Raw genomic sequence first — 23,305 nt, forward strand, 5'->3', positions numbered from 1 at the left:
TTATAGACAGTAGCGTCTATAAATAACAATGTTTATAAAGACACTGTCAAATGACTTTGCTAAAGTTAGTTTACGTGTGTAAACTAACATCACACATAAATTGTTACAGTTTCGCGTAGGCGTGCCTTATAACTGCTCATGTTATGACTGTATGTGACTTTTAAATTTACTCTTAGGGACAAGTGAATGAGCCAGCTTGTCGATAAGCCTTTGATAATGGCGAATAATATGACTGATACGATAACAAAACCTGATATGACTACTTCTAATAATGCTGAGCCTAACAATAACATTGCTGGGCAATCTTGGTTTAATCGCCCGATACCAGGCGTTAAGCAGCAATTGACTGCACCATTAAGCGCGGTAGAGACTGAACCATCAACTAAATGCAGTAACTGTCATTCGATGATTACCAATACATCGCTGATTTTCAACAGTTATGTGTGCCCACATTGCGATCATCATTTACCGATGAGTGCTCGTGAGCGCTTAAACTGGCTACTTGATCAGGTCAACGGTGAACTTGGACAAGAATTCGTTGCAAAAGATCCGCTGCGTTTTGTGGATAGTAAGCCGTATCCTGCACGTATGGCTGAAGCACAAGAAAAAACAGGTGAGTCTGAGGCGCTGATTGTGCTGTATGGCAAGCTGCGCAATCTCGATGTGGTGACTTGTGCGTTTGATTTCCGTTTTATGGGTGGCTCTATGGGGTCAGTCGTTGGTGATCGTTTTGTGCAAGCTGCCGAAAAAGCGCTAGAAGATAAAGTACCTTTAGTGTGTTTCGCTGCTTCTGGTGGCGCACGTATGCAAGAAGGCCTGTTGTCATTGATGCAAATGGCACGAACAGCTGCTGCGATTGAGCGTTTGAGAATTGCCGGTATTCCGTATATTGTTGTCTTGACCAATCCTGTCTATGGTGGCGTGACTGCTTCACTTGCTATGCTTGGTGATATTCATTTAGCTGAACCAAAGGCGATGATTGGCTTTGCAGGCAAGCGCGTGATTGAGCAGACGGTACGTGAGACATTGGAAGAACCGTTCCAGCGTGCAGAGTTCTTATTAGAACATGGCGTAGTGGATGAAGTGGTACATCGTCATCAGATGATTGAAACGATCTATCGCTTGTTGGCAAAGTTAAGCCGCATGCCTAATGTTGATGCTTGATACATTGTAGATGCTTCCTTCCAAATAAGCAGGTGGTTGGTATAACTGCCTAGTATAGTGCTACTATCTATAAATATGCAGAACTCCCTAATAGCATTTATCGTCATACAACGGTAAATGCTATTTTTGGTTTTGGTCAGGTAGTTATATACTAGGGCTTATCTTCTAATCGATGACTTTCTAACTGATAGCTTTCTAATCACCAATTTTCTATTCGAATATTTCAATATAGGTTTCATCTATGTCTGACACTTCACTTTCTAACCCGAATAGCCCTAATGAGAATGCCAGTTTGACGGAATGGCTTGATTACATGCAGCAGATACACGTGTCGGCGATAGACATGGGGTTGTCGCGCGTATTGCCAGTTGCTGATGCCTTAGGCGTAGTACAGTCAGCTAAAGACGATGCGTATGTGTTTACGGTGGCAGGCACCAATGGTAAAGGCTCGACGACTGCTGTCATTGCACAAATGTGTCAAGCAGCAGGTTATAAAACAGCTTTATATCAATCACCGCATTTGAGTGTCTTTAATGAACGCGTGCGCATCAATGGCGAGATGGTCAGTGACCAAGTCTTGATTGCTGCCTTTAGCAAAGTAGAAGCGGCACGGCTACAGTGTGATTTGACCCTATCGTTTTTTGAGATGACAACACTGGCGGCATTGTTAATATTTGCTGAAGCAGATTGTGATGTGTGGGTGTTAGAGGTTGGGCTAGGTGGTCGTCTAGATGTGGTCAATATTATTGACCCTGACATGGCCGTGATTACCAATATTGCAATCGATCATGTCGACTGGTTAGGTGACAATGTGGAAGATATCGGCGCAGAAAAAGCAGGTATATTGCGTGATGATATCAGCCTAATCTATGGTGCTGTTGAGATGCCGAACAGCGTTCAGCAAGCGATTGATAAGCATCAGGCAAATTGTTATCAAGTAGGGCAAGACTTTAGCCACCGCGACATTGATGCAGCGACGTGGCAATACAGTAATGCTGCTGTCACTATGCAACTGCCGCGCCCAGCATTATCGTTGACCAATACGGCCAATGCATTATCAGCAGTACTCGCAAGTCCGTTGAATGTCGATACCCATGCTATCGAGGCAGCGTTGCAAACGGTCAAGTTAGCAGGTCGATTTGATTATCGCGAGATAGATAATCGTCATTGGTTATTTGATGTGGCGCATAACGAGCAAGGTGTTGAGTTTTTATTAGCGCAATTACTACCGCTTTGGCAGCAGCATGTCGCAGATCAAAATACCGCTGAACATGCTGATAGCGCACCTGCCACCATTAAAATGCTGTTTTCCATGTTAGCTGATAAGGACATTGAAAAAGTCGTACAGCGTTTAACCGAGGCAGGATTACCAATTAGTGAGTGGTTTATTGCTGAAATTGACTATCCACGGGCAGCCAGCACTGAGCATTTGCAGGGTATACTAGTAAATCATGTCGATAGTGCTCAAGTACATGAATTTGAGCGTTTGCAAGCCGCGACTTATGCAGTCAGAGCGGCCAGTCAACCGCAAGACTTAATCGTAGTATGCGGCTCTTTCCATACGATAGGAGAGGCTCTATCTGCACTGGATGCTGATAATTTAAGTTAAACTGGTCGCTGTTTAATGTTAATCTTAACGGTAGCGTGATGGCAGACAGTATAGAAAATATGCTTTATAATCAAAATGCTTCAGAGCATTGAAACTAAGAGCACTGACATTAAAAGATCGATAGTGCATTTGGAAATTGATACATGTAACCCGCGGCAATCGCTAGTCATCAAAGCTCTCTATGATATAACTCTCTACGATATAACTTTGAGACGACAGCTGCGCCGCTCAATCAACCTTATTACCAACTAAGAGACGTAAACGGATGAATTTTTCGAGACAAGCCTTATTGGGCATTGGGATGATTTTAGGCGGTAGCGTGATGCTATACGCTATGGTGCAACAGATTGGCGATAGCAGCGATGAGCAGCCTGCGCCAACCTCAGCGATTGTAGATACGCCAAGTACTGAGCAAGCAGCTGCGCAGCCGTTAACGACTGACATCGAGACAGAAAAACGCATCTTGGCACAGAAACAAAAAGAGCGTGCTGCTCGTGTCGCAGAGCAAGAAAAGCGTGCACAGCAATTTTTGACAGAACAAGAAGCCGCCGAAGCAGAAGCATTGGCGAAAGCACGTGCTGAAAGCCAGCAATATGTGGCCAATAGTGCACCAGCCGTTGACGAGACTGAAAGTACAGAAGCGGCAAAAGAGGTCGCTAAAGACCTAACCGTCCAACCTCGTACGGATAGTGAGTCGGCTGCTGATGATAAGAAGTCTAGTGATGCTGAAAAGCAAAAAGCTGCTCAAGCGCAACAAGAAGCAAAGCGACAAGCTGAAATTAAAGCAGAAGCCGCTGCTAAAAAGTTAGCTGATAGTAAAAAAGCGGCTGAGGCAAAGAAACAAGCAGAAGCTAAAACACAAGCAGAGGCAAAAAAGCAGGCTGAAGCACTAGCAGAGCAAAAGCGAATAGCTGCCGAAGCGGCTAAGGCTAAGAAAGAGCCACCAAAATCACCTTCTGACTATGAAGTAAAAAGAGGTGATGGGCTCATTAAGCTAGCAAGACAATACAACATGCCGGTAGAAGTATTGGCTCAAGCCAATAATATCTCGCCACTGTCCTCGTTACAATTGGGTCAAAATATAACGATTCCATCACGTGCTCAAGTGCAACGATTAGAACGTGAAGCCGCCGCTGCTGAGGCCAAGCGTCAAAAAGAAGAAGCCTTAGCTAAGAAAACAGCAGAAGCCAAGCGGGAAGCGCAGCAGAAACTCAGCGAAGCTCGTAAAGAAGTCAAAGAGACAGATGCGAAGGGTAGCTTTGGGGTACAAGTGGCCTTGGCGAATGATCAGAACAGAGCGGATGATTTGGTAAAAAAGTTCCAAGCAGCAGGCTATCAGGTTAAAACCAGTCGTACCAGTCGCGGCGTCCGAGTCGTGGTCGGCCCTGAGCGTGGTAAAATCGCAGCCTTGGCGCTAAAGGATAAGATTAATAGTGACCCTAAAGTGAATACAACGGGCGCTTGGGTCTTATACTGGTGATAGCTGGTTTACTAAGCCTGTATTCTAGGACACGCCCTAGTATATTGAATTAAACATATCATCATCACGAAAACACGACATCTACTGTCGTGTTTTTTGTTTTATCGTTTGCCGATTTGGGTCAGCTTGGTTACGATAAGCACCGTTTTTCTCTATTTCTCTTTTTATAACCTGTCAGTCTATAAGGGCTGCCTTGCCGTGGTCAGTTATGTGTCGACTCTTCTACAAGATCGCCATAACTATCTGACCGCTTTAATCATGTATAAGGTAAAACCATGTCATTTGGTGTTATATTTTTAATCTTAGCCGTTGGATTTTTAGGGCTAATTACCGTACCAAAGCTGTTAGAAAAACGTGTAGTCGTCGAGCCTGATCCAAAGCCTGTACGCGGCGATGAGTTGGCTATTTGGCCGTTTGCACCGATGCCGATCATGACGGATACTGAGGTAATATTTTTTAATAAGTTAAAAAATGCGCTGCCTGAATATCACATATTTGTCCAAGTTCAGCTATCACGAATCATTGAAGCCAATAGTAGTGAGACATCAGAACGTAGCTTCTGGTTCAATCGTATCTGCCGACAGAGCGTTGACTATGTGATCGTGGATGTTGATGCTCAGACCACGCTGGTGGCTATCGAGCTGGATGACTGGACGCATAGCAGCAAAGCGCGGCAAAAGGCTGATGACAAGAAAGACAAAGCGCTTGCCAGTGCAGGTATTGCGATGGTGCGCTTTCATGCGGAGCGTATGCCCAGTGCAGATATGCTTAGATATGAGCTGATGCAGGTGATTGAAAGTTATTAAGTTTTTCCGTTTTAAGTATCTAGGTTAGCTAGGATGCTTCATCTATTTGGTTTGGTTGTTTGGGACAAATCACGATTGGTCTATCACCCACAAAATATAACCCTGTCGCAGGCGGTTCATTATCTGACCGAACCGTTTGCGTTTGACACGCATCATAAAAGCCGCGCTTGGTAAACCATTCAATATAATGCGCAGCTCGTAATGATGTCATATCGATGGTAGCGAGATTAGCCATATCATTCTTATCGCACCATTCATGCATCGGAAAGCTCGGTGCTAGCCAAACAGGGTAGCTAAAGTTATTGGTATCTATTGGCAAAAAGAATCGTCCTTTTATAATGCCATAACGTTTATCAATTTTAACTTGTCCATGATTGTCAGTATCTACCCACACCGCCCGAAACTGCTTGGTCTGCATGTGTGTCATCTTGCGCTGTAGGTTGTCATTGGCATTAATCCCCACCCAGTTCACAGGCTCAAACGGTGCTGACCCCATAAAAAACTTAATGGCCAGCTCCCAATGCTCAACCAGCTTGTCTTGATGATTGTACAAGATTAAATCTATCTCACCAGTTGTCTGCTTGCCGTTAAATAACTGTACGTTATTAGCGAGCGTCTCGTACAAATGCAGCTTGCGCGCAAATCCGTCTTCTAACCAAAATGACAGCAACCCTTCAAAATGAAATCCTAATCGATTGGGACTTGGGCGCTTGAGTAAATAGCGAGTCAGCGCTTGATAATCAGGAGTGGTATCCAGCTCTGTTAACCGCTGCTCATACGCCTCAAACTGCGCCTGCCAAAAGTGAGCGCTATGAACTGAAATAGCATGTGTATTCTCATGCGGTGCAAAGTCTATCCACTGCGTTAAGACATTAGGACAAGCTATCGCATAAGCCAAATCACGCACATAGGGACGGCGGTAACGCTCCCAAGGGGCATCAGCTATCAGGCAGTTAGGTGTGGGCTGAGCGATAGACTCGGACATAGGTTAAACCAATGTAAAGGTGTAGCATTTACCCTAACGTCTCGCTCTATAAAAGTCTATAGGATACGAGTATCGGCTAGGGTAGTGCTCAGTCCTTTAGTTTTAAAACATGATGTTAATGTGATGGATATGAATGCTGATATCAGGTGGTGATAGTAAGTAAGGCAATAGAATGCTAAGTACCGTTTTTAGTATTGGCAGTATCCACTTTGAGAAGTTGCTAGGTACGCTATGCGGTGGCTGTTGTTCTAGATTAAGTGGGGTGTGATCTTTCTGGGTCATTATTTAGCTCCATATTTACCGTAACTTGATTGCTACGGCTGGTATGGATGTATTCTATGAAATAGGATAGTTCGATAGTTCTATATAGAAAATGGCAGAGTTCTATAGAACTTCATCAGCCTTCTTTAACCATTTTGCAATAAAGTCTTTTTTAACTGACAGCCCTAGTCCTTCGGCTTTCGCTTGAATAAGCTTATTAAGTTCTCCATAAGGATCGGCTAGTTCTTCTTTATCATATTCAGCCATTTTGATAAGTGTGGTCACTAATGCTTGCATAGAGGCTACACTTTTATGGTGTGTTGGCTCGTCATTAGCTGACTTGTCTTCTATTTCAGTTTTGGCTTGTGCTAGTTGGCTTTCAAGGCCTGCTATCTTTTTTCTTAGTTTCTCGATAACTTCGGTATCGGCTTCGGTTTGGTTAAAAAGTTTGTCTAGGTCTAATTTTGGATAAAGCAAATCGTGAAAAGTAATTGAAAGATCATCTTTTATTTTACGGTAATCAAGAACGTCATTTTCGAAGATTTCTTGCTTTCCCTCTACATGATAAGGCTCAACAGTACAGTTGATTACATTGATACTGTTTGAACAGTTGTTTTCAATCAGCTTGTTAAAACTCTTATCATTGACAAAATAATGCCCTCCATAAATCATATTACGATTGATATCTGATAAACCTATCTCATAGGTAATTAAGCTACCTGACTTCCTTGTTGTTACTGCTTTTTCTAACCAATCCACATTACCACTATAATAAAATACTGGATGCAATTTATCGTTTCGCACAAGTTGAATAATAGTTTCAAGTAGTCTATTTTGGTCTATTGAACATTCTAAATTAAAATCATAGTCACATTTATCTGTTAAGTATTCGGCAACATTATTCAATGTTAAAAATTCCTGAATATGATATAAAGCCACATTTCACCTCATACCCCAAACCTAAAAAAGGTGTAAGGCGCTGGCATCGTTTGAGGTGGTAAAAATGCCGTTCAGGTAATTAGCCCTAGCCTTACAGGATTTTTTATTATTTTTTGCTCTATCAACTATCACCAGTCAAATTTAGCACAAAAAAAAGCCAACCATTGAAAACAATGATTGGCTTTTATCTTTACTACTATGTTTGGTCGGAACGGCAGGATTTGAACCTGCGACCACTACACCCCCAGTGTAGTGCGCTACCAGACTGCGCTACGCCCCGAGTGACTGACTATTTTACGCAAAATTATGTATATTGCAAGGGCTATTTATAGTAGCCAAAATCTATCACATTATTTTGCCTATTACAGTCAGCTGAACCAACCAGTAGCTTGCCTTAACCCAATAACTCTTTTAGGATTTGGTTTACTTGCTGCGGATTGGCACTACCGCGACTGGCTTTCATCACTTGACCGACCAGACCGTTAAAGGCTTTTTCTTTACCGCCACGATACTCATCGACCATCGCTTGGTTTTTCCCAATAACGTCTTCAACGATGGCTTTAATAGCGCCAGTGTCGGTTTCTTGCTTGAGACCTTTTTCTTCGATGATCTTATCGGCTGCATCATCAGCATCGCCGCCTTCACGCTCGTATAGAGCACTAAAGACTTTCTTAGCCAGTTTGCCAGATAGCGTGTCATCTTTGATGCGTTTTAGCATACCAGCCAATTGCTTGGCGCTGATAGGGGAGTCAGTGATTTCTTTGTCATCTTTGTTCAGTGCGCCGAGCAAATCGCCCATGACCCAGTTGCCTGCCATTTTGGCATCTGATTGTCCCACTTCTGCGACCACGTCTTCGAAGTAATCGGCAATTTGACGGCTACCAGTCAAGATACGAGCATCATATTCTGATAGACCAAGCGCTTCTTCAAAACGTGCACGACGGGCTACAGGTAGCTCAGGCATCGCCGCTTTAATCGCATCAACCGTATGCTGCTCGATACGGACAGGTAGCAGGTCAGGATCAGGGAAATAGCGATAGTCGTTGGCATCTTCTTTAGAACGCATCACACGAGTTTCATCGCGCTCTGGATCATATAGCATCGTCGCCTGAACGACTTTGCCACCGTCCTCTAAGATATCGATTTGACGCTCGATTTCACGATTGATAGCGCGTTCGATGAAGCGGAACGAGTTTAAGTTTTTAAGCTCAGTACGCGTACCGAGATCATAACCAGGTTTGCGTATAGAGACGTTACAATCACAGCGGAACGAGCCTTCTGCCATGATAGCATCAGAAATACCCAGCCAAGTCACCAACTGATGAATCGCTTTGATGTAGGCAAGCGCTTCATGAGCAGAGCGCATATCAGGCTCAGAGACGATTTCAATCAGCGGCGTACCAGCACGGTTGAGATCGACGCCAGTCATACCATCGACAGCATCATGCACTGATTTACCAGCATCTTCTTCTAAATGCGCGCGGGTGATGCCCATACGTTTAGGGTATTCGTTCTTATCCCCTTCATTGACCACGACATCGATGTAACCTTCGCCGACGATCGGGTTGGCCATCTGAGTGATTTGATAGCCTTTAGGCAAATCTGGATAGAAGTAGTTTTTACGGTCAAACGTATTAAATAGACCTAACTCAGCGTTGACGCCGATACCGAATTTTAGCGCGCGATCGACCACGCCAGCATTTAGCACTGGCAACACACCAGGCAAGCCCAAGTCTACGATGCTGGCTTGGCTGTTTGGCTCGTGACCAAAGTCAGTCGGCGCACTTGAGAATATTTTACTTTCCGTGTTCAACTGGCAATGAATCTCAATGCCGATGACGACTTCATAACCATCAACGAACAGCTCTTTACGCACGGCGTGCTCGCGGACGGCATTGTTATCAGTAGTAGTTGCTGTATTCATTATACCGTCTCCTTTGCGATGGCAGAGTGCTGTAGATGATGATCCGTATGCTGCTGGAACAGATGCGCGGTCGTGAGCAGTTGACTCTCTTGCCAATGCTTACCGATTAATTGCAAGCCAATTGGTAGACCGTCTGAGGTCAAACCGACTGGTTGGCTAAGCGCAGGCAGACCCGCTAAGTTGACCGCGATGGTATAAACGTCACCTAAGTACATGGTCGCAGGGTCGAGATTATCACTGAGCCTGTAAGCAGCCGTTGGTGCGGTTGGACTGGCAATCACATCACAGCTAGCAAATGCTTCATCGAAATCTTTAACGATTAAGCGGCGAATTTTCTGTGCTTTCGTATAGTAAGCATCGAAGTAACCAGCCGATAGCGCATAAGTGCCGGTCAAGATACGACGCTGTACTTCAGGCCCAAAGCCTTCAGAGCGTGAGCGCGTGTATAGATCGATCAGATCCGTTGGGTTTTCACAGCGATAGCCGAAACGTACGCCATCGAAGCGAGATAGGTTTGATGATGCCTCGGCAGGCGCTAGCATGTAGTAAGTGGCAAGCGTGATTTCAGGATCAGTGATGTTCACTTCTACAATGGTCGCGCCCAGCTCTTCATATTTGTTCAGAGCCGCACGTGCTGCTTGTTCAACTTCGCTATCAAGCCCTGCACCAAAGTATTCTTTAGCCACACCAATACGCAAGCCAGCAAATGGTTTGTCACCAGCAGCGGCTTCTGCATCGTTGATGTCTTGTACATAGTCAGGCATGTCATATTTGATCGAAGTCGCATCGCGTGGATCGTGACCAATCATTGGCTGTAGCAGGTAAGCGCAATCTTTAGCGCTGCGTCCCATGCTACCAGCTTGATCCAGACTTGAAGCGTAGGCAATCATACCAAAGCGTGACACTCGGCCATAGGTAGGCTTGATACCGGTTAGGCCGCAGAATGAGGCTGGCTGACGAATAGAGCCACCCGTATCACTACCGGTAGCAACTGGAACGAAGCCAGCGGCAACGGCAGCAGCACTACCACCTGATGAACCGCCAGGGACACGCTCTAGGTTCCAAGGGTTTTGTACGGTGCCATAGTATGAGCTACTGTTGTCTGAGCCCATGGCAAACTCATCCATATTGAGCTTACCCAAGCTAATCATGCCTGCTTTATCGATGTTAGAAACGATAGTGGCATCATAAGGCGACACAAAGTTGTGTAGCATCTTTGAGCCACAAGTCGTCAATACGCCTTGGGTACAAAAGATGTCTTTGTGTGCCATAGGGACGCCGAGTAGTGGACGCTGATCGCCTTGTGCACGCATCTCGTCTGCCGCTTTTGCTTGTGCGCGTGCTGTCTCAGAGGTGTGAGTGATAAAGCTGTTAATTTTGCTGTCTAGCGCATCGATACGCTTGATATAGTGTTCTGTCAGCTCAAGGCTACTAAATTGTTTGTCTTGTAAGCCCGTAATAAGCTGCTGGGTACTTAATAAATGAAGTTCAGACATAAGGTGTCGTCCGTCAAAATGTTAATAACATAAAATCGAATGAAATAAAGGAAGAGAAATAACCGACCGCTTACTCAATCACTTGTGGTACCAAATACAAACCGTCTTCAATGGCTGGCGCGACCGATTGATTGCGTTCGCGGTTGATATCGTGTTTGGCAACATCGACACGCAGCTCTTGGCAGGCTTCATGGATGTTCGATAATGGTTTGATATCAGTGGTATCTACGTTAGCAAGCGTATGCATAAGCTTTAGTACTTTACTGATGTCGTCGGCATAGTTATCGGCCGTAGTCTCATCGACACCTAAACGCGCAAGGCTGGCAACTTCTAGTATTTCTTCACGACTGACGTTGCTGTCAGACGTTGTTGGCTGCTGTGACATAGTTTCTCCAGTGAAGGACAGTTTTTGTTAGATTTGGGTACTAGTTAGATTTAAATAATAGATTAGATACTGAACAGGTACTAAGATAAAATCTGATATAGAGTTACGTTATTATAAAGCATCTGACCTAAGTTTACAGAGCATGACGCTTGATTGATGCACAATATCAACCAAGAGCAAGTGATTTGCAAAATTGACTGAATAATTCACGGTTGATTTCCAATTGCTTCCCCATTATGTTCTGAAATACGTTACAGTATGCACTTGTGCTATTAAGCAAAACCTCATCTGCCTGTAGAACCCTTGTTAGTTATTGAATTAAATGGTGTTTCATTAGATTTGAGCGATAGAGACTGCTATTTCAAACTTTGAAACAACTTTTAACGTTTAAGACTAAATTCCTTACTTATTGATGCAAATACCTGTGTTTTTTTTGAGCTAAATAGGTATAATTTAGCTCGATTTTTTCATTTCATCATTATTGCTTAGGTTTGGCTTGTTGCGATGTTCAGCTTTCGCTTCAGGTAATGTCTAATGACGACCTGCTCAACACTGACGAGTAACACCTCAGTCAATCTCATTCGCCTCATTCGTAAGACGCTGGATATATTAGTCATGAACCTGTTTGGATTTTTATCAAATAATATCGCTATCGACCTCGGTACTGCGAACACCCTCATTTTTATTCCTAATAAAGGTGTCGTACTTGACGAGCCTACGGTAGTGGCGCTACGAAGTAATCGTACGCAAAACCCTACTGTTGCTGCTGTTGGTATCGATGCCAAGCAGATGCTTGGTCGTACACCTTCCAATATCACGGCGATTCGCCCACTAAAAGACGGCGTGATTGCTGACTTTGAAGTGACCCAAAAGATGCTCAAGCATTTTATCATGAAGGTAAAAGCCAAGCGTTTTATGGCACAGCCTAATGTGGTCGTTTGTGTGCCTTGTAAGTCTACCCTAGTTGAGCGTAAAGCGATTCGTGAGGCAGTATCATCAGCAGGCGCTAGCAAAGTATTGTTGCTAGAAGAGCCAATGGCGGCAGCGATTGGTGCGGGTATGCCAGTTCACGAAGCCAGTGGTTCTATGGTCGTTGATATCGGTGGCGGCACGACTGAGATTGCTGTTATCGCTCTATCTGGCTGCGTCTACGCTGAGTCTATCCGTATCGGTGGCGATATTTTTGATGAAGCAATCATTACCCATGTACGCCGTACGCACGGTTGTGTCATTGGTGAGACGACCGCTGAGCGTATCAAAAAAGAAGTTGGCTCTGCACTGAACGAAGAAGGCCAGTTAGAAGTAGAAGTGCGTGGTCGTAGCATGGCAGAAGGCGTGCCAAAAACGTTCACAGTCAATTCAGAAGAAGTACAGAAAGCACTAAGTGATCCATTGAGTGGTATCGTTAGCGCAGTAAAAGCAGCGCTTGAGCAAACACCACCTGAGCTGTCATCGGATATCGCAGAGCGCGGTATTGTATTGACGGGTGGCGGCGCTTTATTACGTGATTTAGACAAATTAATTTCAAGAGAAACAGGTCTGCCTGTAACAGTTGCCGAAGATCCACTGACTTGTGTCAGCCGCGGCGGTGGTATCGCTCTTGACTTTATCAACAACAAAAGTTTAAACATGATTTTTGTGTAAAACGTATTAACTAAGTTCTATCGTTTTTGATAGTACACAGTGCTTAGTTATTGTTAAAATGAAGTAACAGGTTATAAAGATATAAAATTAAAGGTAGCCCGCTGCGCTACCTTTAATCACATTATTCAATGCTAGAATTCCGTACTGGCTACCGCTTATTTTATAACCTCTGAGTTAGACGACTTATGATTCCAAGTATTTTTGCGCGCCAGCCATTAGCACTTCGCAAGACTGCCATCGTATTGATAGTAGCCTTAGTGTTGATGTGGTTTGATAGCAAAAACTCAGACTGGTTTAAACCAATACGTAATACTAGCCATGCCGCTATGCAGCCTATTTATGAGTTATCGTTATTACCGAGCTACGCCAAGCATTGGGTGAGTGGAAGCTTGCAATCTAAAGAAGCCCTACGCCGCGAAAACATACAGCTAAAGTCTCAATTGATACACGCGCAAGCCAAGCTCCAGCAGCAAGACTATATCTTGGCACAAAATGCGCGCCTGCAAGGTATTCTGTCGACTACTGAGCCTGAACAGTTTGATCTCACTCTCGCACAAGTTATCGGTACAGATACCAATTTGCTCAGACAAATTGTGATGCTTAATAAAGGCGCACAAGATGGTGTGCAAGTTGGACAAACGGTCATTGATGAAAAAGGTATCTTAGGGCAAATTATTAACGTTTATCCTAATACCAGTCGTTTGCTATTGATTACTGACGAACAGCAATCGGTTGCCGTTACTGTCAAGCGCACAGGTCAACGTGCTATCGTTACAGGGAAAGGGATACCAACGTCATTGAGCCTCGATTACGTATTCAAAACCTCAGACGTGCGTGTGGGGGATGAGTTGGTTTCGTCAGGGCTCGGTGGTCGTATTCCAGCGGGTTACCGTGTTGGCCGTGTTGCTCATGTCAAAGATGGACAAGCGGACAACTTTAGAAGCATAGAAGTCACGCCAGCAGCTAACTTTATTGACAATGCGTATGTTCTCATTCTGCAAGACAAACGAGCCAACAGCAATGATATTGTTCTCGATGAGCGCTAGATAAGCATCATTTAGCGAACAATGCGTTGATAGTCGCCGAATAGCCTATTTATTGGTATATTCTCAATCACAGTGTTCATCCCATTAATGCCTAGCTATGCTCTAATAGCCGCCGCTAACACCCGCTAAGGTAAGTACTCATGTCGTATCCTGATTCTGAGAATGCAACGGTAGTACTCATTGTTACGATTATTCTAAGCTTTGTCGTTGCTTCCTCACTTAATGTATATCCATTGAGCCCTAGTATGGCCACGCTGCGTCCTATGGTCATGATTATGGTGCTGATTTTTTGGTTGTTGTTTCAACCGCGCTATGTTGGCATCTTTACGGCATTTACCATCGGTATTATTGCTGATCTACTGATGGATACCCACTTGGGAGAGCAGGCCTTTGCCGCAGTAGTAGTCGCTCTCTTTATCAAAATTACCAGTGTATATATCAGACAAATGAACACCGCTAGTGCATGGCTAGTAGCCAGTTTTGGATTGATCATTTTTCAATTGAACTTGTGGATGCTACAGATGTTCATCCAAAATGTTTTTGTCGCTCAAGCCACCCTATCATTATTAATGAGCATCCTGAGCTGGCCTCTGGTTTTATTCGCTCTACGTAAGTTTGCGCGTTAATCACTACGTTTATGAGCAACAGTGCTTATGAACAATAATACCTATGAATAATGATGCTCGTTCATAACTCATAGAGCGATAGCGATTGTTCAGGCCGATTCTGACACGCCTATTAATAAAATTTTTTAGTATTCAATACACATGAATTTATATAAAGAGAGTTGCGATGGATATCGTTTTAGCATCTGGTTCGCCGCGTCGTCGTGAGCTATTAGAAAGAGCGCAACTGGATTTTAGTATCTTGAGCGTGGATATTGATGAAACGCAATATGATAACGAATCGCCAAAAGACTATATCGAGCGCATGGTCGTCACCAAAGCTGAGGCTGCGATACAAAAGCTAAATGAGACGGGCAATGCAACTAAGAGTGACCTTGCTAAGCAGATTCTCATCTTAACGTCTGACACCATTGGTGTACTGCCAGACGGTAAAACGGTTTTGGTTAAACCAATCGATCGCGAGCACGCTTATAGTATGTGGCAGCAAATGTCTGATAGTGTTCATGAAGTATGGACCGCGGTTCAAGCAACTCACATACAGCTGTTGCCCACAACATCAGAGCACGATGTATCAACGCATAATCCAACTTTCCAGATTATCAAGCAGCAGAAAATCACTGAACGTACAGAAGTGAGCTTTATCCCGCTGACACCACAGATGATGAGTAACTATTGGGATAGTGGTGAGCCTGCTGATAAAGCAGGTGGTTATGGTATTCAAGGCTTGGGTGCGGCATGGGTCAGCAGTATCAATGGCAGCTATACCAATGTTGTTGGTTTACCGCTTTCGCAAACGCTGGCATTAATTAAAACGCTTACCGATGCGAATCTAGATTAAATAGATAAGATAAATCTATGTAGAGAGGGTTTATTAGCGAGAAATCAGTCGTCAACTCTCTGCACATAATGACACGTGAGAGTAATGGGCGAGAGCAAGCCGCATTTGTTACACTATAAAGATAATAGGCGATGAACGTCTAACAAGAAAGCTGAGAGATAAGAGAAAACATTATGTCCGAAGAGCTGCTGATTAATATTAGTCCAATGGAGTCCCGTGTCGCAGTACTAGACAACGGCATCTTGGGCGAGATTTATATTGAACGTCATCATAAACTGGGGTTGGTGGGTAACATTTACCTAGGTACAGTCGTACGTGTCCTACCTGGAATGCAGGCAGCATTCGTTGATATCGGGCAGTCGCGCACAGCATTCTTACATGTCAATGATATGCAGCGTGAGCCTCGTGCAGTAAAGAAAACGACTGACACTGCCAAAAATCAAACCAATGGCGCGATAGAAAGTGCTACTGATGACTTGGACGTCACACTACCGATAGTCAACACTCAGAATACGGAAGTCATACCGACTTCTAAAACACTCATTCAGCATCGTTTGCACGAAAGCCAACGTATCTTAGTACAGGTGACAAAAGATCAATTGGGCAGCAAAGGCGCTCGTTTAACCACCAATGTATCACTACCGTCACGCTACTTGGTTTATCTGCCATCAAGTGAACATATCGGTATATCTCAGCGCATCGATGGTGAAGAGGAACGTACTCGTCTAAAGACTGAGCTGACTAGCTTGATGCAGACGGTCAACCTAAAAGGCGGATTGATTGCTCGCACTGCTGCTGAACGTGTTCCTGTTGATAAGCTCGAAGAAGACATTTACTACCTATTGCAGCTTTGGCGTACTATCTGTGCCCGTCGCCAAGAAATCAATCATCATCAAAGCTCAGAGCTGATTTATCAAGAGCTAGCGTTACCATTGCGCTCGATCCGAGACTTGGTACATGCTGATACCGAAAAAGTTATCATTGATAATGCGCAAATCTATGAGCAAGTCAGATACTTTGCCAAAGAGTTTGTTCCTTTTGTATATGATCGAATCGTACACTATACCGCTGAGCAATCACTCTTTGATGTACACCGTGTCGAAGATGACTTAAAAGATGCTTTGAAGCGCCGTGTCGACCTAAAGTCGGGTGGTTATCTCATTATCGACCAGACCGAAGCAATGACAACGATAGATGTCAATACAGGGTCTTTCGTTGGTGGTCGCTCTTTAGAAGACACGGTTTATAAAACCAATCTAGAGGCTACACATGCTATTGCCCGTCAGTTACGTTTACGAAATCTAGGCGGCATTATCATCTTGGACTTTATTGATATGCTTGAACAACAGCATAAAGATGATGTGCTCGAGAGCTTACAATCACAGCTTACGCAAGATTATGCCAAAACTAAGATTACGCAAGTCAGTGAGCTTGGCTTGGTAGAGATGACCCGTAAACGCACACGTGAGTCACTAGGGCAGCAGCTCTGTGAGCCATGTTCGACCTGTCAAGGTCGTGGGTTTGTAAAAACTGCCGAGACGGTCTGTTTTGAGATATTCCGTGAAATTATGCGTTGTGCCCGTACTTATAATTCTCCAAAAAAGTTCACCGTAGTGGCGCATGCAGCCGTTATTGACTTGTTACTAACTTCAGAGTCGGACACCGTCGCAGATCTAGAGTATTTATTAGGTAGAGTCATTACTTTTGATGTAGAAAATCTTTATACTCAAGAGCAATACGACATCGTTTTGGATTGATACGATTTCCACTACTAACATAGATAAAGGTAATTATTAGAAATAGATAGCTTTGTTTATAAAGCGTAATATCTGGATTCGCTATAGATATAGCCCTTGCAATGAACGAAATACTATGTATAATATACACCACTGAATTATATATGCGCAGCCAATCAAACAGCTGGCGCTATGACAGCTAGAGCATCGTTTCTAGCACTATTTCATTATGCCTCTACTAACATCCGATAATGGAAGGGTTGGTGGGGCTTTAAACTATTTTGCTTTTAGCAGGCTATAAGTTCCAATAAAGAACTCATTCTGGTTAAGAACAGAAGGCAGCTTTAAGTAAATATTTAACCAAACGGCTTTTGATCATATCTTTGCAAAGCAAGAATGACAAAAGCACATATTAGGAGCTTGCTGGCATGGCTAACCAGAGAATCCGTATCCGTCTTAAGTCTTTTGATCATCGTCTGATCGATCAATCTGCACAAGAGATTGTTGATACTGCAAAGCGCACCGGTGCGCAAGTTTGTGGTCCTGTACCGTTGCCGACTCGCATTGAGCGCTTCAACGTTCTAACTTCACCACACGTAAACAAAGACGCTCGTGATCAGTACGAAATCCGTACTCATAAGCGTATGGTTGATATCGTTCAGCCTACTGATAAAACTGTGGATGCGCTAATGAAATTAGATTTAGCGGCGGGTGTTGACGTTCAAATTGCTTTGGGTTAATGCACATAAACACCCAACCCATTAATATAAGATATAAAGAGGTCTAAAATGGCGATCGGTTTAGTCGGTAAAAAATGCGGCATGACCCGTGTCTTCACTGAAGCAGGCGCATCTATCCCTGTAACAGTGGTTGAGATCAGTGCTAACCGCATTACTCAAGTAAAAAATACTGATGTAGATGGCTATCAAGCCATCCAAGTCACCACAGGTACTCGTCGTGACAGCCGCGTAACAGCAGCTCAAAAAGGTCACTTCGCTAAAGCTGGCGTTGCCGCTGGTCGTGGTGTTTGGGAATTTCGTGCCAACGAAAGCGATCTTGAAGGTCGTGAAATTGGTGGCGAGATTCTAGCTGACTTGTTCGAACAAGGTCAGATGGTTGATGTTACAGGAAACAGTAAAGGTAAAGGTTTTCAGGGTCCTGTAAAGCGTCACAACTTTAGTATGCAAGATGCGACTCATGGTAACTCAGTATCTCATCGTGCACATGGTTCAACTGGTCAGAACCAGTCACCAGGTAAAGTATTCAAAGGCAAAAAGATGGCGGGTCAGATGGGTAACAAACGCGTTACCGTTCAAGGCCTAGAAGTGATTTCGGTTGATGCCGAAAAAGGGTTACTTGTCATCAAGGGTGCTATCCCAGGTGCCACCGGTGGCGATGTTATCGTACGTCCGTCAGTCAAAGCCTAAGCAAGGGGATTAACGTGGATTTAAAAACAGTTACAGGTGCTGCGGTTGAGCTTTCTGATACGGCATTTGGTCGTGAATTCAACGAAGCACTAGTGCATCAAGTCGTCACCGCTTATTTAGCTGGTGCTCGCCAAGGTACACGCGCACAAAAAACCCGTGCCGAAGTTTCTGGCGGTGGTATTAAGCCATGGCGCCAAAAAGGTACTGGTCGCGCTCGTGCGGGTTCTATTCGTAGCCCAATCTGGCGTGGGGGCGGACGTGCATTTGCGGCCAAACCACAAGATTGGTCACAGAAAGTAAACCGTAAGATGTATCGCGGTGCGATGCAGTGCATCCTAGCCGAATTGATTCGCCAAGAGCGTCTGATTTTGGTAGAAGAGTTGAGCGTTTCTGGTCCTAAGACCAAAGAGCTGATCGCAAAGTTAAATGAGCTTGGTGCACCTCGTGCATTGATCGTCACTAAAGAAGTTGACGAAAACTTATACTTAGCCGCTCGCAACATTCCACATGTCAACGTACTTGATACAAGTGAAGTTGACCCAGTGAGCTTGATTGCTTTTGACAAAGTAATCATGTCAGTTGAAGCTGCGAAACAATTTGAGGAAGCACTAGCATGAATAACGCAAGACTTTATCAGATCCTAAGAGGACCTGTATTCTCAGAGAAATCTCAAATGCTTGGCGACTCACTTGGTGTGCAGGTATTTAAAATTGACTCTAAGGCTACTAAGCTTGAAGTTAAAAAAGCAGTTGAGATGATGTTTGAAGGTGTTGAAGTATTAAAAGTAAACACTTTGAATGTTAAAGGTAAGACAAAGCGTTTTGGTAAAAGTATTGGCCGTCGTAATGACTACAAAAAAGCCTATGTTACCTTAAAAGCTGGTCAAGATGTACAAATGGCTGATGCTGGTGAAGAGGTCGCGAACACGACTGCTTCTACTAGTGAAACAGCGAATAACGAATAAGGATTACACTCATGCCTATCGTAAGAGCAAAGCCAACATCACCAGGCCGTCGTTTTGTTGAAAAAGTAGTGCATCCACACCTTTATAAAGGTCGTCCGTTTGCAGCGCTTCTAGAATCAAAAAGCAAGACCGGTGGTCGTAACAATAATGGCCGCATTACTACTCGTCACATTGGCGGTGGTCATAAGCAACATTATCGTATTATCGATTTCAAACGTACTAAAGACAATATCCCAGCTACGGTAGAGCGTATTGAATACGATCCTAACCGTACTGCGCATATTGCACTACTTAAGTACGCTGATGGCGAACGCCGTTACATCATCGCTGCTAAAAAACAAGCAGTTGGTGATACAGTAATGTCAGGTGAAACTTCACCAATCCGTCCAGGTAACTGTTTACCACTGAAAAACATCCCATTGGGTACTGTGATTCACAATATCGAACTTAAAATCGGTAAAGGTGCACAGATGGCTCGCGCAGCGGGTGCTAGTGTTCAGTTGTTAGGTCGTGACGGTATTTATGCTATTCTACGTTTGCGTTCTGGCGAAACTCGTCGCGTACACGTGAATTGCCGTGCTGTTATCGGCGAAGTTTCTAACACTGAAAACAACTTGAAATCACTTGGTAAAGCCGGTGCTTCACGTTGGCGTGGTGTTCGTCCTTCAGTTCGTGGTGTCGCTATGAACCCGGTTGATCACCCACATGGTGGTGGTGAAGGTCGTAACAAAGGTCGCCATCCAACTAGCCCTTGGGGTCAGAAGTCTAAAGGACTTAAAACGCGTAGCAATAAGCGTACTGACAACATGATCATCCGCCGTCGCGCCAAGAAGAAATAAAGGAAGAATTTCATGCCTCGTTCATTGAAAAAAGGTCCATTCATAGACGCGCATTTGTTTGCTAAAGTTGAGAATGCATTAGACACCAACTCACGCAAGCCAATTAAGACTTGGTCGCGCCGCTCGATGATTTTGCCACAAATGGTTGGCCTAACTTTATCTGTTCACAACGGCCGTACTCATGTACCGGTTATTGTGAGCGAACAGATGGTTGGTCATAAACTAGGTGAATTTGCCCCGACTCGTACGTATCGTGGTCATGGCATTGACAGAAAAGCTAAGAAATAAGGTGCTTATCATGGAAGTAACTGCAAAATTACGCGGTGCCGCCATATCGGCACAAAAAGTTAGACTCGTTGCTGATGAAGTTCGTGGCAAATCTATCGAGCGTGCTTTGGATATCCTAACGTATAGTAATAAAAAAGGCGCTGTGTTTGTTAAGAAATGTCTTAACTCAGCCATCGCCAATGCCGAAAACAACAACGGTCTAGATATCGATACTCTTAAAGTATCAACTATCTACGTTGATGAAGGCATTACGCTAAAACGTATCCTACCACGTGCCAAAGGCCGCGCTGATCGTATCAGTAAGCGTACCTGTCACATCACTATTAAGGTAGGGGAATAAGTTATGGGTCAAAAAGTACATCCAATCGGAATTCGTCTTGGTGTTGTAAAAAAGCATAACGCAAACTGGTATGCTAGCCCTAAACAATACTCAGAATACCTAATCAACGACATTAGAGTTCGTGAATATCTACGCAAAAAGCTAGACAACGCTATGATCAGCAACATCATGATCGAGCGTCCTACTGGCGCTGCTAAGATTACCATCGCCACTGCGCGCCCTGGTATTGTTATCGGTAAAAAAGGCGAAGATATCGAAAGACTTCAAAAAGAATTGACCAAAATAATGGGCGTACCTGCTCAGGTCAACATTGAAGAAATCACGTCACCTGATCTTGATGCACGTTTGGTAGCAGACGGTATCAGTAGCCAGCTTGAGCGTCGTGTTATGTTCCGTCGTGCGATGAAACGCGCTGTACAGAACAGCATGCGCTCTGGTGCTAAAGGTATTAAAGTTGAGTTGTCTGGCCGTCTTGGCGGTGCTGAGATTGCTCGTACTGAATGGTACCGTGAAGGTCGTGTGCCACTGCATACACTCCGCGCTGATATTGACTATTCGTCAGTACGTGCAGAGACAACTTACGGCACTATCGGTGTTAAAGTTTGGATTTTCCGTGGCGAAATCCTTGACGGTATGAACAGTGTATATAATCCCGTTAAAGAAGAGCAGGCTCGTGCGCCAAAACGCCGTGGTCGTGGAAACGGAAATCGTCGAAACTCAGACAGAGGTTAAACTATGTTACAGCCAAAACGTACCAAGTTTCGTAAAATGCACAAAGGTCGTAACACTGGGCTAGCTCATCGTGGAAGCACCGTTGCATTCGGACAAATTGGTCTAAAATCTTTGACTCGTGGTCGTATGACTGCCCGTCAAATTGAAGCAGCACGTCGTACCATCACTCGTAAAATTAAGCGTGGCGGTAAGATTTGGATTCGTGTATTCCCTGACAAACCGATTACCAACAAGCCATTAGAAGTACGTATGGGTAAAGGTAAAGGTCCAGTCGAATATTGGGTATGCGAAATCAAACCTGGTAAAGTGTTATATGAAATCGAAGGGGTCTCAGAAGAGCTTGCTCGCGAAGCATTTATACTTGCTGCAGCAAAATTGCCCTTTAAAACTACCATTGTTAAGCGGACGATAATGTAATGAAGATCAGTGAATTACGTGATAAATCATTAGAAGAACTGACCCAGTTACTTGATGAAAAGCAACTTGATGCTTTCCGTATTCGTATGGCTAAAGCAACTGGTCAGTTGGGTAATACCCATGAAGTACGTGGCAATCGTCGTACGATTGCACAGCTTCAGACTTTGATTAACGAGAAACAACGAGGCGACTCATGAGCGATAACAATCAAACAGCTACCAATGCTAGCGTATTGACAGGACGAGTTGTCAGCGACAAGATGGACAAGTCCATCACAGTTTTGATTGAGCGTCTGGTTCGTCATCCTCTATATGGCAAACAGCTTCGTCGTTCTACGAAAATCAAAGCACACGATGAGAACAACGTTTGCCAACAAGGCGACCTTGTCCGTATCAAAGAAACGCGTCCAATCTCAAAAACCAAGTCTTGGACTTTGGTTGATGTGGTTGAAAAAGTAGAAAAAATCTAAGTAAATTGCATTAAAAGCCAGAAGCTGTTAAAATATCCGCCTTTTTAAGGATGCTGATTGCGCCGAGCGTATATCACTCACATTAAGAGTAAGTCGCGGTTATTTATATTACAATGCCGTCTACTCATACTGTGCTAGCGGCAGCAACTGGTTTTTATTGCTCATACGTGTGGAGTAACGCTATGATTCAGGTTGAGTCAATGCTGGAAGTTGCAGACAATAGCGGTGCAAGACGAGTTCAGTGCATTAAAGTACTGGGTGGTTCTCATCGTCGTTATGCATCAGTTGGCGACATTATTAAAGTAACGGTTAAAGAAGCCATTCCGCGTGGTCGTGTTAAAAAAGGCGACGTGATGAATGCTGTAGTTGTACGCACCAAAAAAGGCGTTCGTCGTCCTGATGGTTCTGTGTTACGTTTTGACGACAATGCTGCGGTATTGTTGAACCAAAACAAAGCACCGATTGCAACTCGTATTTTTGGACCGGTAACTCGTGAACTACGTGGTGATCAGTTTATGAAAATTGTATCACTAGCACCAGAAGTATTGTGAGGTAATCCATGTCAAAATTACGTAAAGGCGATACAGTTATCGTGATTGCTGGTAAAGATAAAGGCAAGCAAGGTACTGTACAAGCTGTAAAAAATGATCGTATTAAAGTAGAAGGCATTAACATTGTCACTAAACATCAGAAGCCAAATCAGGCAGCTGGCGTTGAAGGCGGCATTCTTAAGCAAGAAGCTTTCCTACATATTTCAAATGTCGCAATATTAAATGCGCAAACCCAAAAAGCTGATCGTATTACTTATCAGTTCAGCGAAGACGGCCAGAAACAACGCGTCTATCGTTCGAACGGTGAAGTAGTGGCGACTGCGTAAGACACTAAGGGTG

28 protein-coding genes and 1 tRNA gene are annotated in these 23,305 nt (G+C 44.1%); 22 read left to right on the forward strand and 7 right to left on the reverse strand.

Annotation, left to right across the window (positions count from 1 at the left end):
- The first annotated feature begins 255 nt into the window (after positions 1–255).
- From accD to AAEY75_RS12065, 4 genes are all read left to right on the forward strand, one after another.
- Positions 256–1,164, forward strand: a complete 909-nt coding sequence (gene accD / locus AAEY75_RS12050; protein WP_110923994.1) for an acetyl-CoA carboxylase, carboxyltransferase subunit beta — start codon at positions 256–258, stop codon at positions 1,162–1,164.
- A gap of 241 nt (positions 1,165–1,405) precedes the next feature.
- Positions 1,406–2,773: a bifunctional folylpolyglutamate synthase/dihydrofolate synthase gene (locus AAEY75_RS12055; protein WP_352259706.1), complete on the forward strand. Its 1,368-nt coding sequence runs from the start codon at positions 1,406–1,408 to the stop codon at positions 2,771–2,773.
- A 265-nt stretch (positions 2,774–3,038) separates the two neighbouring features.
- Positions 3,039–4,253, forward strand: a complete 1,215-nt coding sequence (locus AAEY75_RS12060) for a LysM peptidoglycan-binding domain-containing protein (protein WP_352259707.1) — start codon at positions 3,039–3,041, stop codon at positions 4,251–4,253.
- Positions 4,254–4,528: 275 nt separating this feature from the next.
- The gene (locus AAEY75_RS12065; RefSeq protein WP_352259708.1) at positions 4,529–5,059 is read left to right on the forward strand and encodes a DUF2726 domain-containing protein; all 531 of its coding nucleotides are present in this window, start codon (positions 4,529–4,531) and stop codon (positions 5,057–5,059) included.
- A 28-nt stretch (positions 5,060–5,087) separates the two neighbouring features.
- Here the strand turns inward: AAEY75_RS12065 and AAEY75_RS12070 are convergent, their stop codons facing one another.
- From AAEY75_RS12070 to gatC, 7 genes are all read right to left on the reverse strand, one after another.
- Positions 5,088–6,044 (reverse strand): DUF1853 family protein, encoded by a 957-nt coding sequence (locus tag AAEY75_RS12070; protein ID WP_352259709.1) that lies wholly within the window; start codon positions 6,042–6,044, stop codon positions 5,088–5,090.
- 102 nt (positions 6,045–6,146) lie between these two features.
- Positions 6,147–6,326 (reverse strand): hypothetical protein, encoded by a 180-nt coding sequence (locus AAEY75_RS12075; RefSeq protein WP_352259710.1) that lies wholly within the window; start codon positions 6,324–6,326, stop codon positions 6,147–6,149.
- 102 nt (positions 6,327–6,428) lie between these two features.
- Entirely contained in the window at positions 6,429–7,244 is an 816-nt protein-coding gene (locus tag AAEY75_RS12080; RefSeq protein ID WP_352259711.1) for a hypothetical protein, read from the reverse strand.
- A 203-nt stretch (positions 7,245–7,447) separates the two neighbouring features.
- Positions 7,448–7,524, reverse strand: a tRNA-Pro gene (locus AAEY75_RS12085).
- Between the two features lie 114 nt (positions 7,525–7,638).
- Positions 7,639–9,168, reverse strand: a complete 1,530-nt coding sequence (gene gatB, locus AAEY75_RS12090) for an Asp-tRNA(Asn)/Glu-tRNA(Gln) amidotransferase subunit GatB (RefSeq protein WP_352259712.1) — start codon at positions 9,166–9,168, stop codon at positions 7,639–7,641.
- Positions 9,168–10,664, reverse strand: a complete 1,497-nt coding sequence (gene gatA, locus AAEY75_RS12095; RefSeq protein ID WP_352259713.1) for an Asp-tRNA(Asn)/Glu-tRNA(Gln) amidotransferase subunit GatA — start codon at positions 10,662–10,664, stop codon at positions 9,168–9,170. Before gatA ends, gatB begins: the two co-directional genes overlap by 1 nt.
- A 70-nt stretch (positions 10,665–10,734) precedes the next feature.
- A complete protein-coding gene (gatC, locus tag AAEY75_RS12100; RefSeq protein ID WP_197217892.1) occupies positions 10,735–11,049 on the reverse strand; it encodes an Asp-tRNA(Asn)/Glu-tRNA(Gln) amidotransferase subunit GatC in 315 nt (104 codons plus the stop codon).
- A gap of 606 nt (positions 11,050–11,655) precedes the next feature.
- On the opposite strand from gatC, the gene AAEY75_RS12105 reads away from it, so the two are divergent.
- From AAEY75_RS12105 to rplX, 18 genes are all read left to right on the forward strand, one after another.
- Complete coding sequence (locus AAEY75_RS12105) at positions 11,656–12,693, forward strand: rod shape-determining protein (RefSeq protein WP_197102436.1); 1,038 nt, start codon at positions 11,656–11,658, stop codon at positions 12,691–12,693.
- Positions 12,694–12,878: 185 nt separating this feature from the next.
- On the forward strand, positions 12,879–13,739 hold the full coding sequence (gene mreC, locus AAEY75_RS12110; protein WP_197217891.1) for a rod shape-determining protein MreC: 861 nt from the start codon (positions 12,879–12,881) through the stop codon (positions 13,737–13,739).
- A 140-nt stretch (positions 13,740–13,879) separates the two neighbouring features.
- Positions 13,880–14,365, forward strand: a complete 486-nt coding sequence (gene mreD, locus AAEY75_RS12115; protein ID WP_197217890.1) for a rod shape-determining protein MreD — start codon at positions 13,880–13,882, stop codon at positions 14,363–14,365.
- A 166-nt stretch (positions 14,366–14,531) separates the two neighbouring features.
- Positions 14,532–15,203: a Maf family protein gene (locus tag AAEY75_RS12120; RefSeq protein WP_197217889.1), complete on the forward strand. Its 672-nt coding sequence runs from the start codon at positions 14,532–14,534 to the stop codon at positions 15,201–15,203.
- Between the two features lie 173 nt (positions 15,204–15,376).
- Complete coding sequence (gene rng, locus AAEY75_RS12125) at positions 15,377–16,960, forward strand: ribonuclease G (protein ID WP_197217888.1); 1,584 nt, start codon at positions 15,377–15,379, stop codon at positions 16,958–16,960.
- A 407-nt stretch (positions 16,961–17,367) separates the two neighbouring features.
- On the forward strand, positions 17,368–17,679 hold the full coding sequence (gene rpsJ, locus AAEY75_RS12130; RefSeq protein WP_010196670.1) for a 30S ribosomal protein S10: 312 nt from the start codon (positions 17,368–17,370) through the stop codon (positions 17,677–17,679).
- 48 nt (positions 17,680–17,727) lie between these two features.
- Entirely contained in the window at positions 17,728–18,366 is a 639-nt protein-coding gene (rplC, locus tag AAEY75_RS12135; RefSeq protein ID WP_110923941.1) for a 50S ribosomal protein L3, read from the forward strand.
- A 14-nt stretch (positions 18,367–18,380) separates the two neighbouring features.
- Positions 18,381–18,983 (forward strand): 50S ribosomal protein L4, encoded by a 603-nt coding sequence (gene rplD, locus AAEY75_RS12140; RefSeq protein WP_110923942.1) that lies wholly within the window; start codon positions 18,381–18,383, stop codon positions 18,981–18,983.
- Positions 18,980–19,330 (forward strand): 50S ribosomal protein L23, encoded by a 351-nt coding sequence (gene rplW, locus AAEY75_RS12145; protein ID WP_011279789.1) that lies wholly within the window; start codon positions 18,980–18,982, stop codon positions 19,328–19,330. Before rplD ends, rplW begins: the two co-directional genes overlap by 4 nt.
- Before the next feature lie 11 nt (positions 19,331–19,341).
- Positions 19,342–20,169 (forward strand): 50S ribosomal protein L2, encoded by an 828-nt coding sequence (gene rplB / locus AAEY75_RS12150; protein WP_110923943.1) that lies wholly within the window; start codon positions 19,342–19,344, stop codon positions 20,167–20,169.
- Positions 20,170–20,181: 12 nt separating this feature from the next.
- Positions 20,182–20,457, forward strand: a complete 276-nt coding sequence (gene rpsS, locus AAEY75_RS12155) for a 30S ribosomal protein S19 (protein WP_021813372.1) — start codon at positions 20,182–20,184, stop codon at positions 20,455–20,457.
- Positions 20,458–20,467: 10 nt separating this feature from the next.
- Positions 20,468–20,797, forward strand: a complete 330-nt coding sequence (rplV, locus tag AAEY75_RS12160) for a 50S ribosomal protein L22 (protein WP_010196689.1) — start codon at positions 20,468–20,470, stop codon at positions 20,795–20,797.
- 3 nt (positions 20,798–20,800) lie between these two features.
- Positions 20,801–21,529, forward strand: coding sequence for a 30S ribosomal protein S3 (gene rpsC, locus AAEY75_RS12165; RefSeq protein WP_110923944.1), 729 nt, complete (start codon positions 20,801–20,803; stop codon positions 21,527–21,529).
- 3 nt (positions 21,530–21,532) lie between these two features.
- Positions 21,533–21,946, forward strand: coding sequence for a 50S ribosomal protein L16 (gene rplP / locus AAEY75_RS12170; RefSeq protein WP_110923945.1), 414 nt, complete (start codon positions 21,533–21,535; stop codon positions 21,944–21,946).
- A complete protein-coding gene (rpmC, locus tag AAEY75_RS12175; RefSeq protein ID WP_110923946.1) occupies positions 21,946–22,143 on the forward strand; it encodes a 50S ribosomal protein L29 in 198 nt (65 codons plus the stop codon). Before rplP ends, rpmC begins: the two co-directional genes overlap by 1 nt.
- Positions 22,140–22,415 carry a 30S ribosomal protein S17 gene (gene rpsQ, locus AAEY75_RS12180; RefSeq protein ID WP_021813375.1) on the forward strand — a complete coding sequence of 92 codons (276 nt, stop codon included), beginning with the start codon at positions 22,140–22,142 and terminating at the stop codon, positions 22,413–22,415. The genes rpmC and rpsQ overlap by 4 nt, the downstream gene beginning before the upstream one ends.
- Positions 22,416–22,597: 182 nt before the next feature.
- Positions 22,598–22,966, forward strand: coding sequence for a 50S ribosomal protein L14 (gene rplN, locus AAEY75_RS12185; RefSeq protein WP_010196702.1), 369 nt, complete (start codon positions 22,598–22,600; stop codon positions 22,964–22,966).
- Between the two features lie 8 nt (positions 22,967–22,974).
- The gene (gene rplX / locus AAEY75_RS12190) at positions 22,975–23,292 is read left to right on the forward strand and encodes a 50S ribosomal protein L24 (RefSeq protein WP_110923947.1); all 318 of its coding nucleotides are present in this window, start codon (positions 22,975–22,977) and stop codon (positions 23,290–23,292) included.
- The last annotated feature ends 13 nt before the right edge of the window (positions 23,293–23,305 follow it).

It is taken from the genome of Psychrobacter sp. TB55-MNA-CIBAN-0194, assembly GCF_040309505.1.
Lineage (GTDB): Bacteria > Pseudomonadota > Gammaproteobacteria > Pseudomonadales > Moraxellaceae > Psychrobacter > Psychrobacter fozii.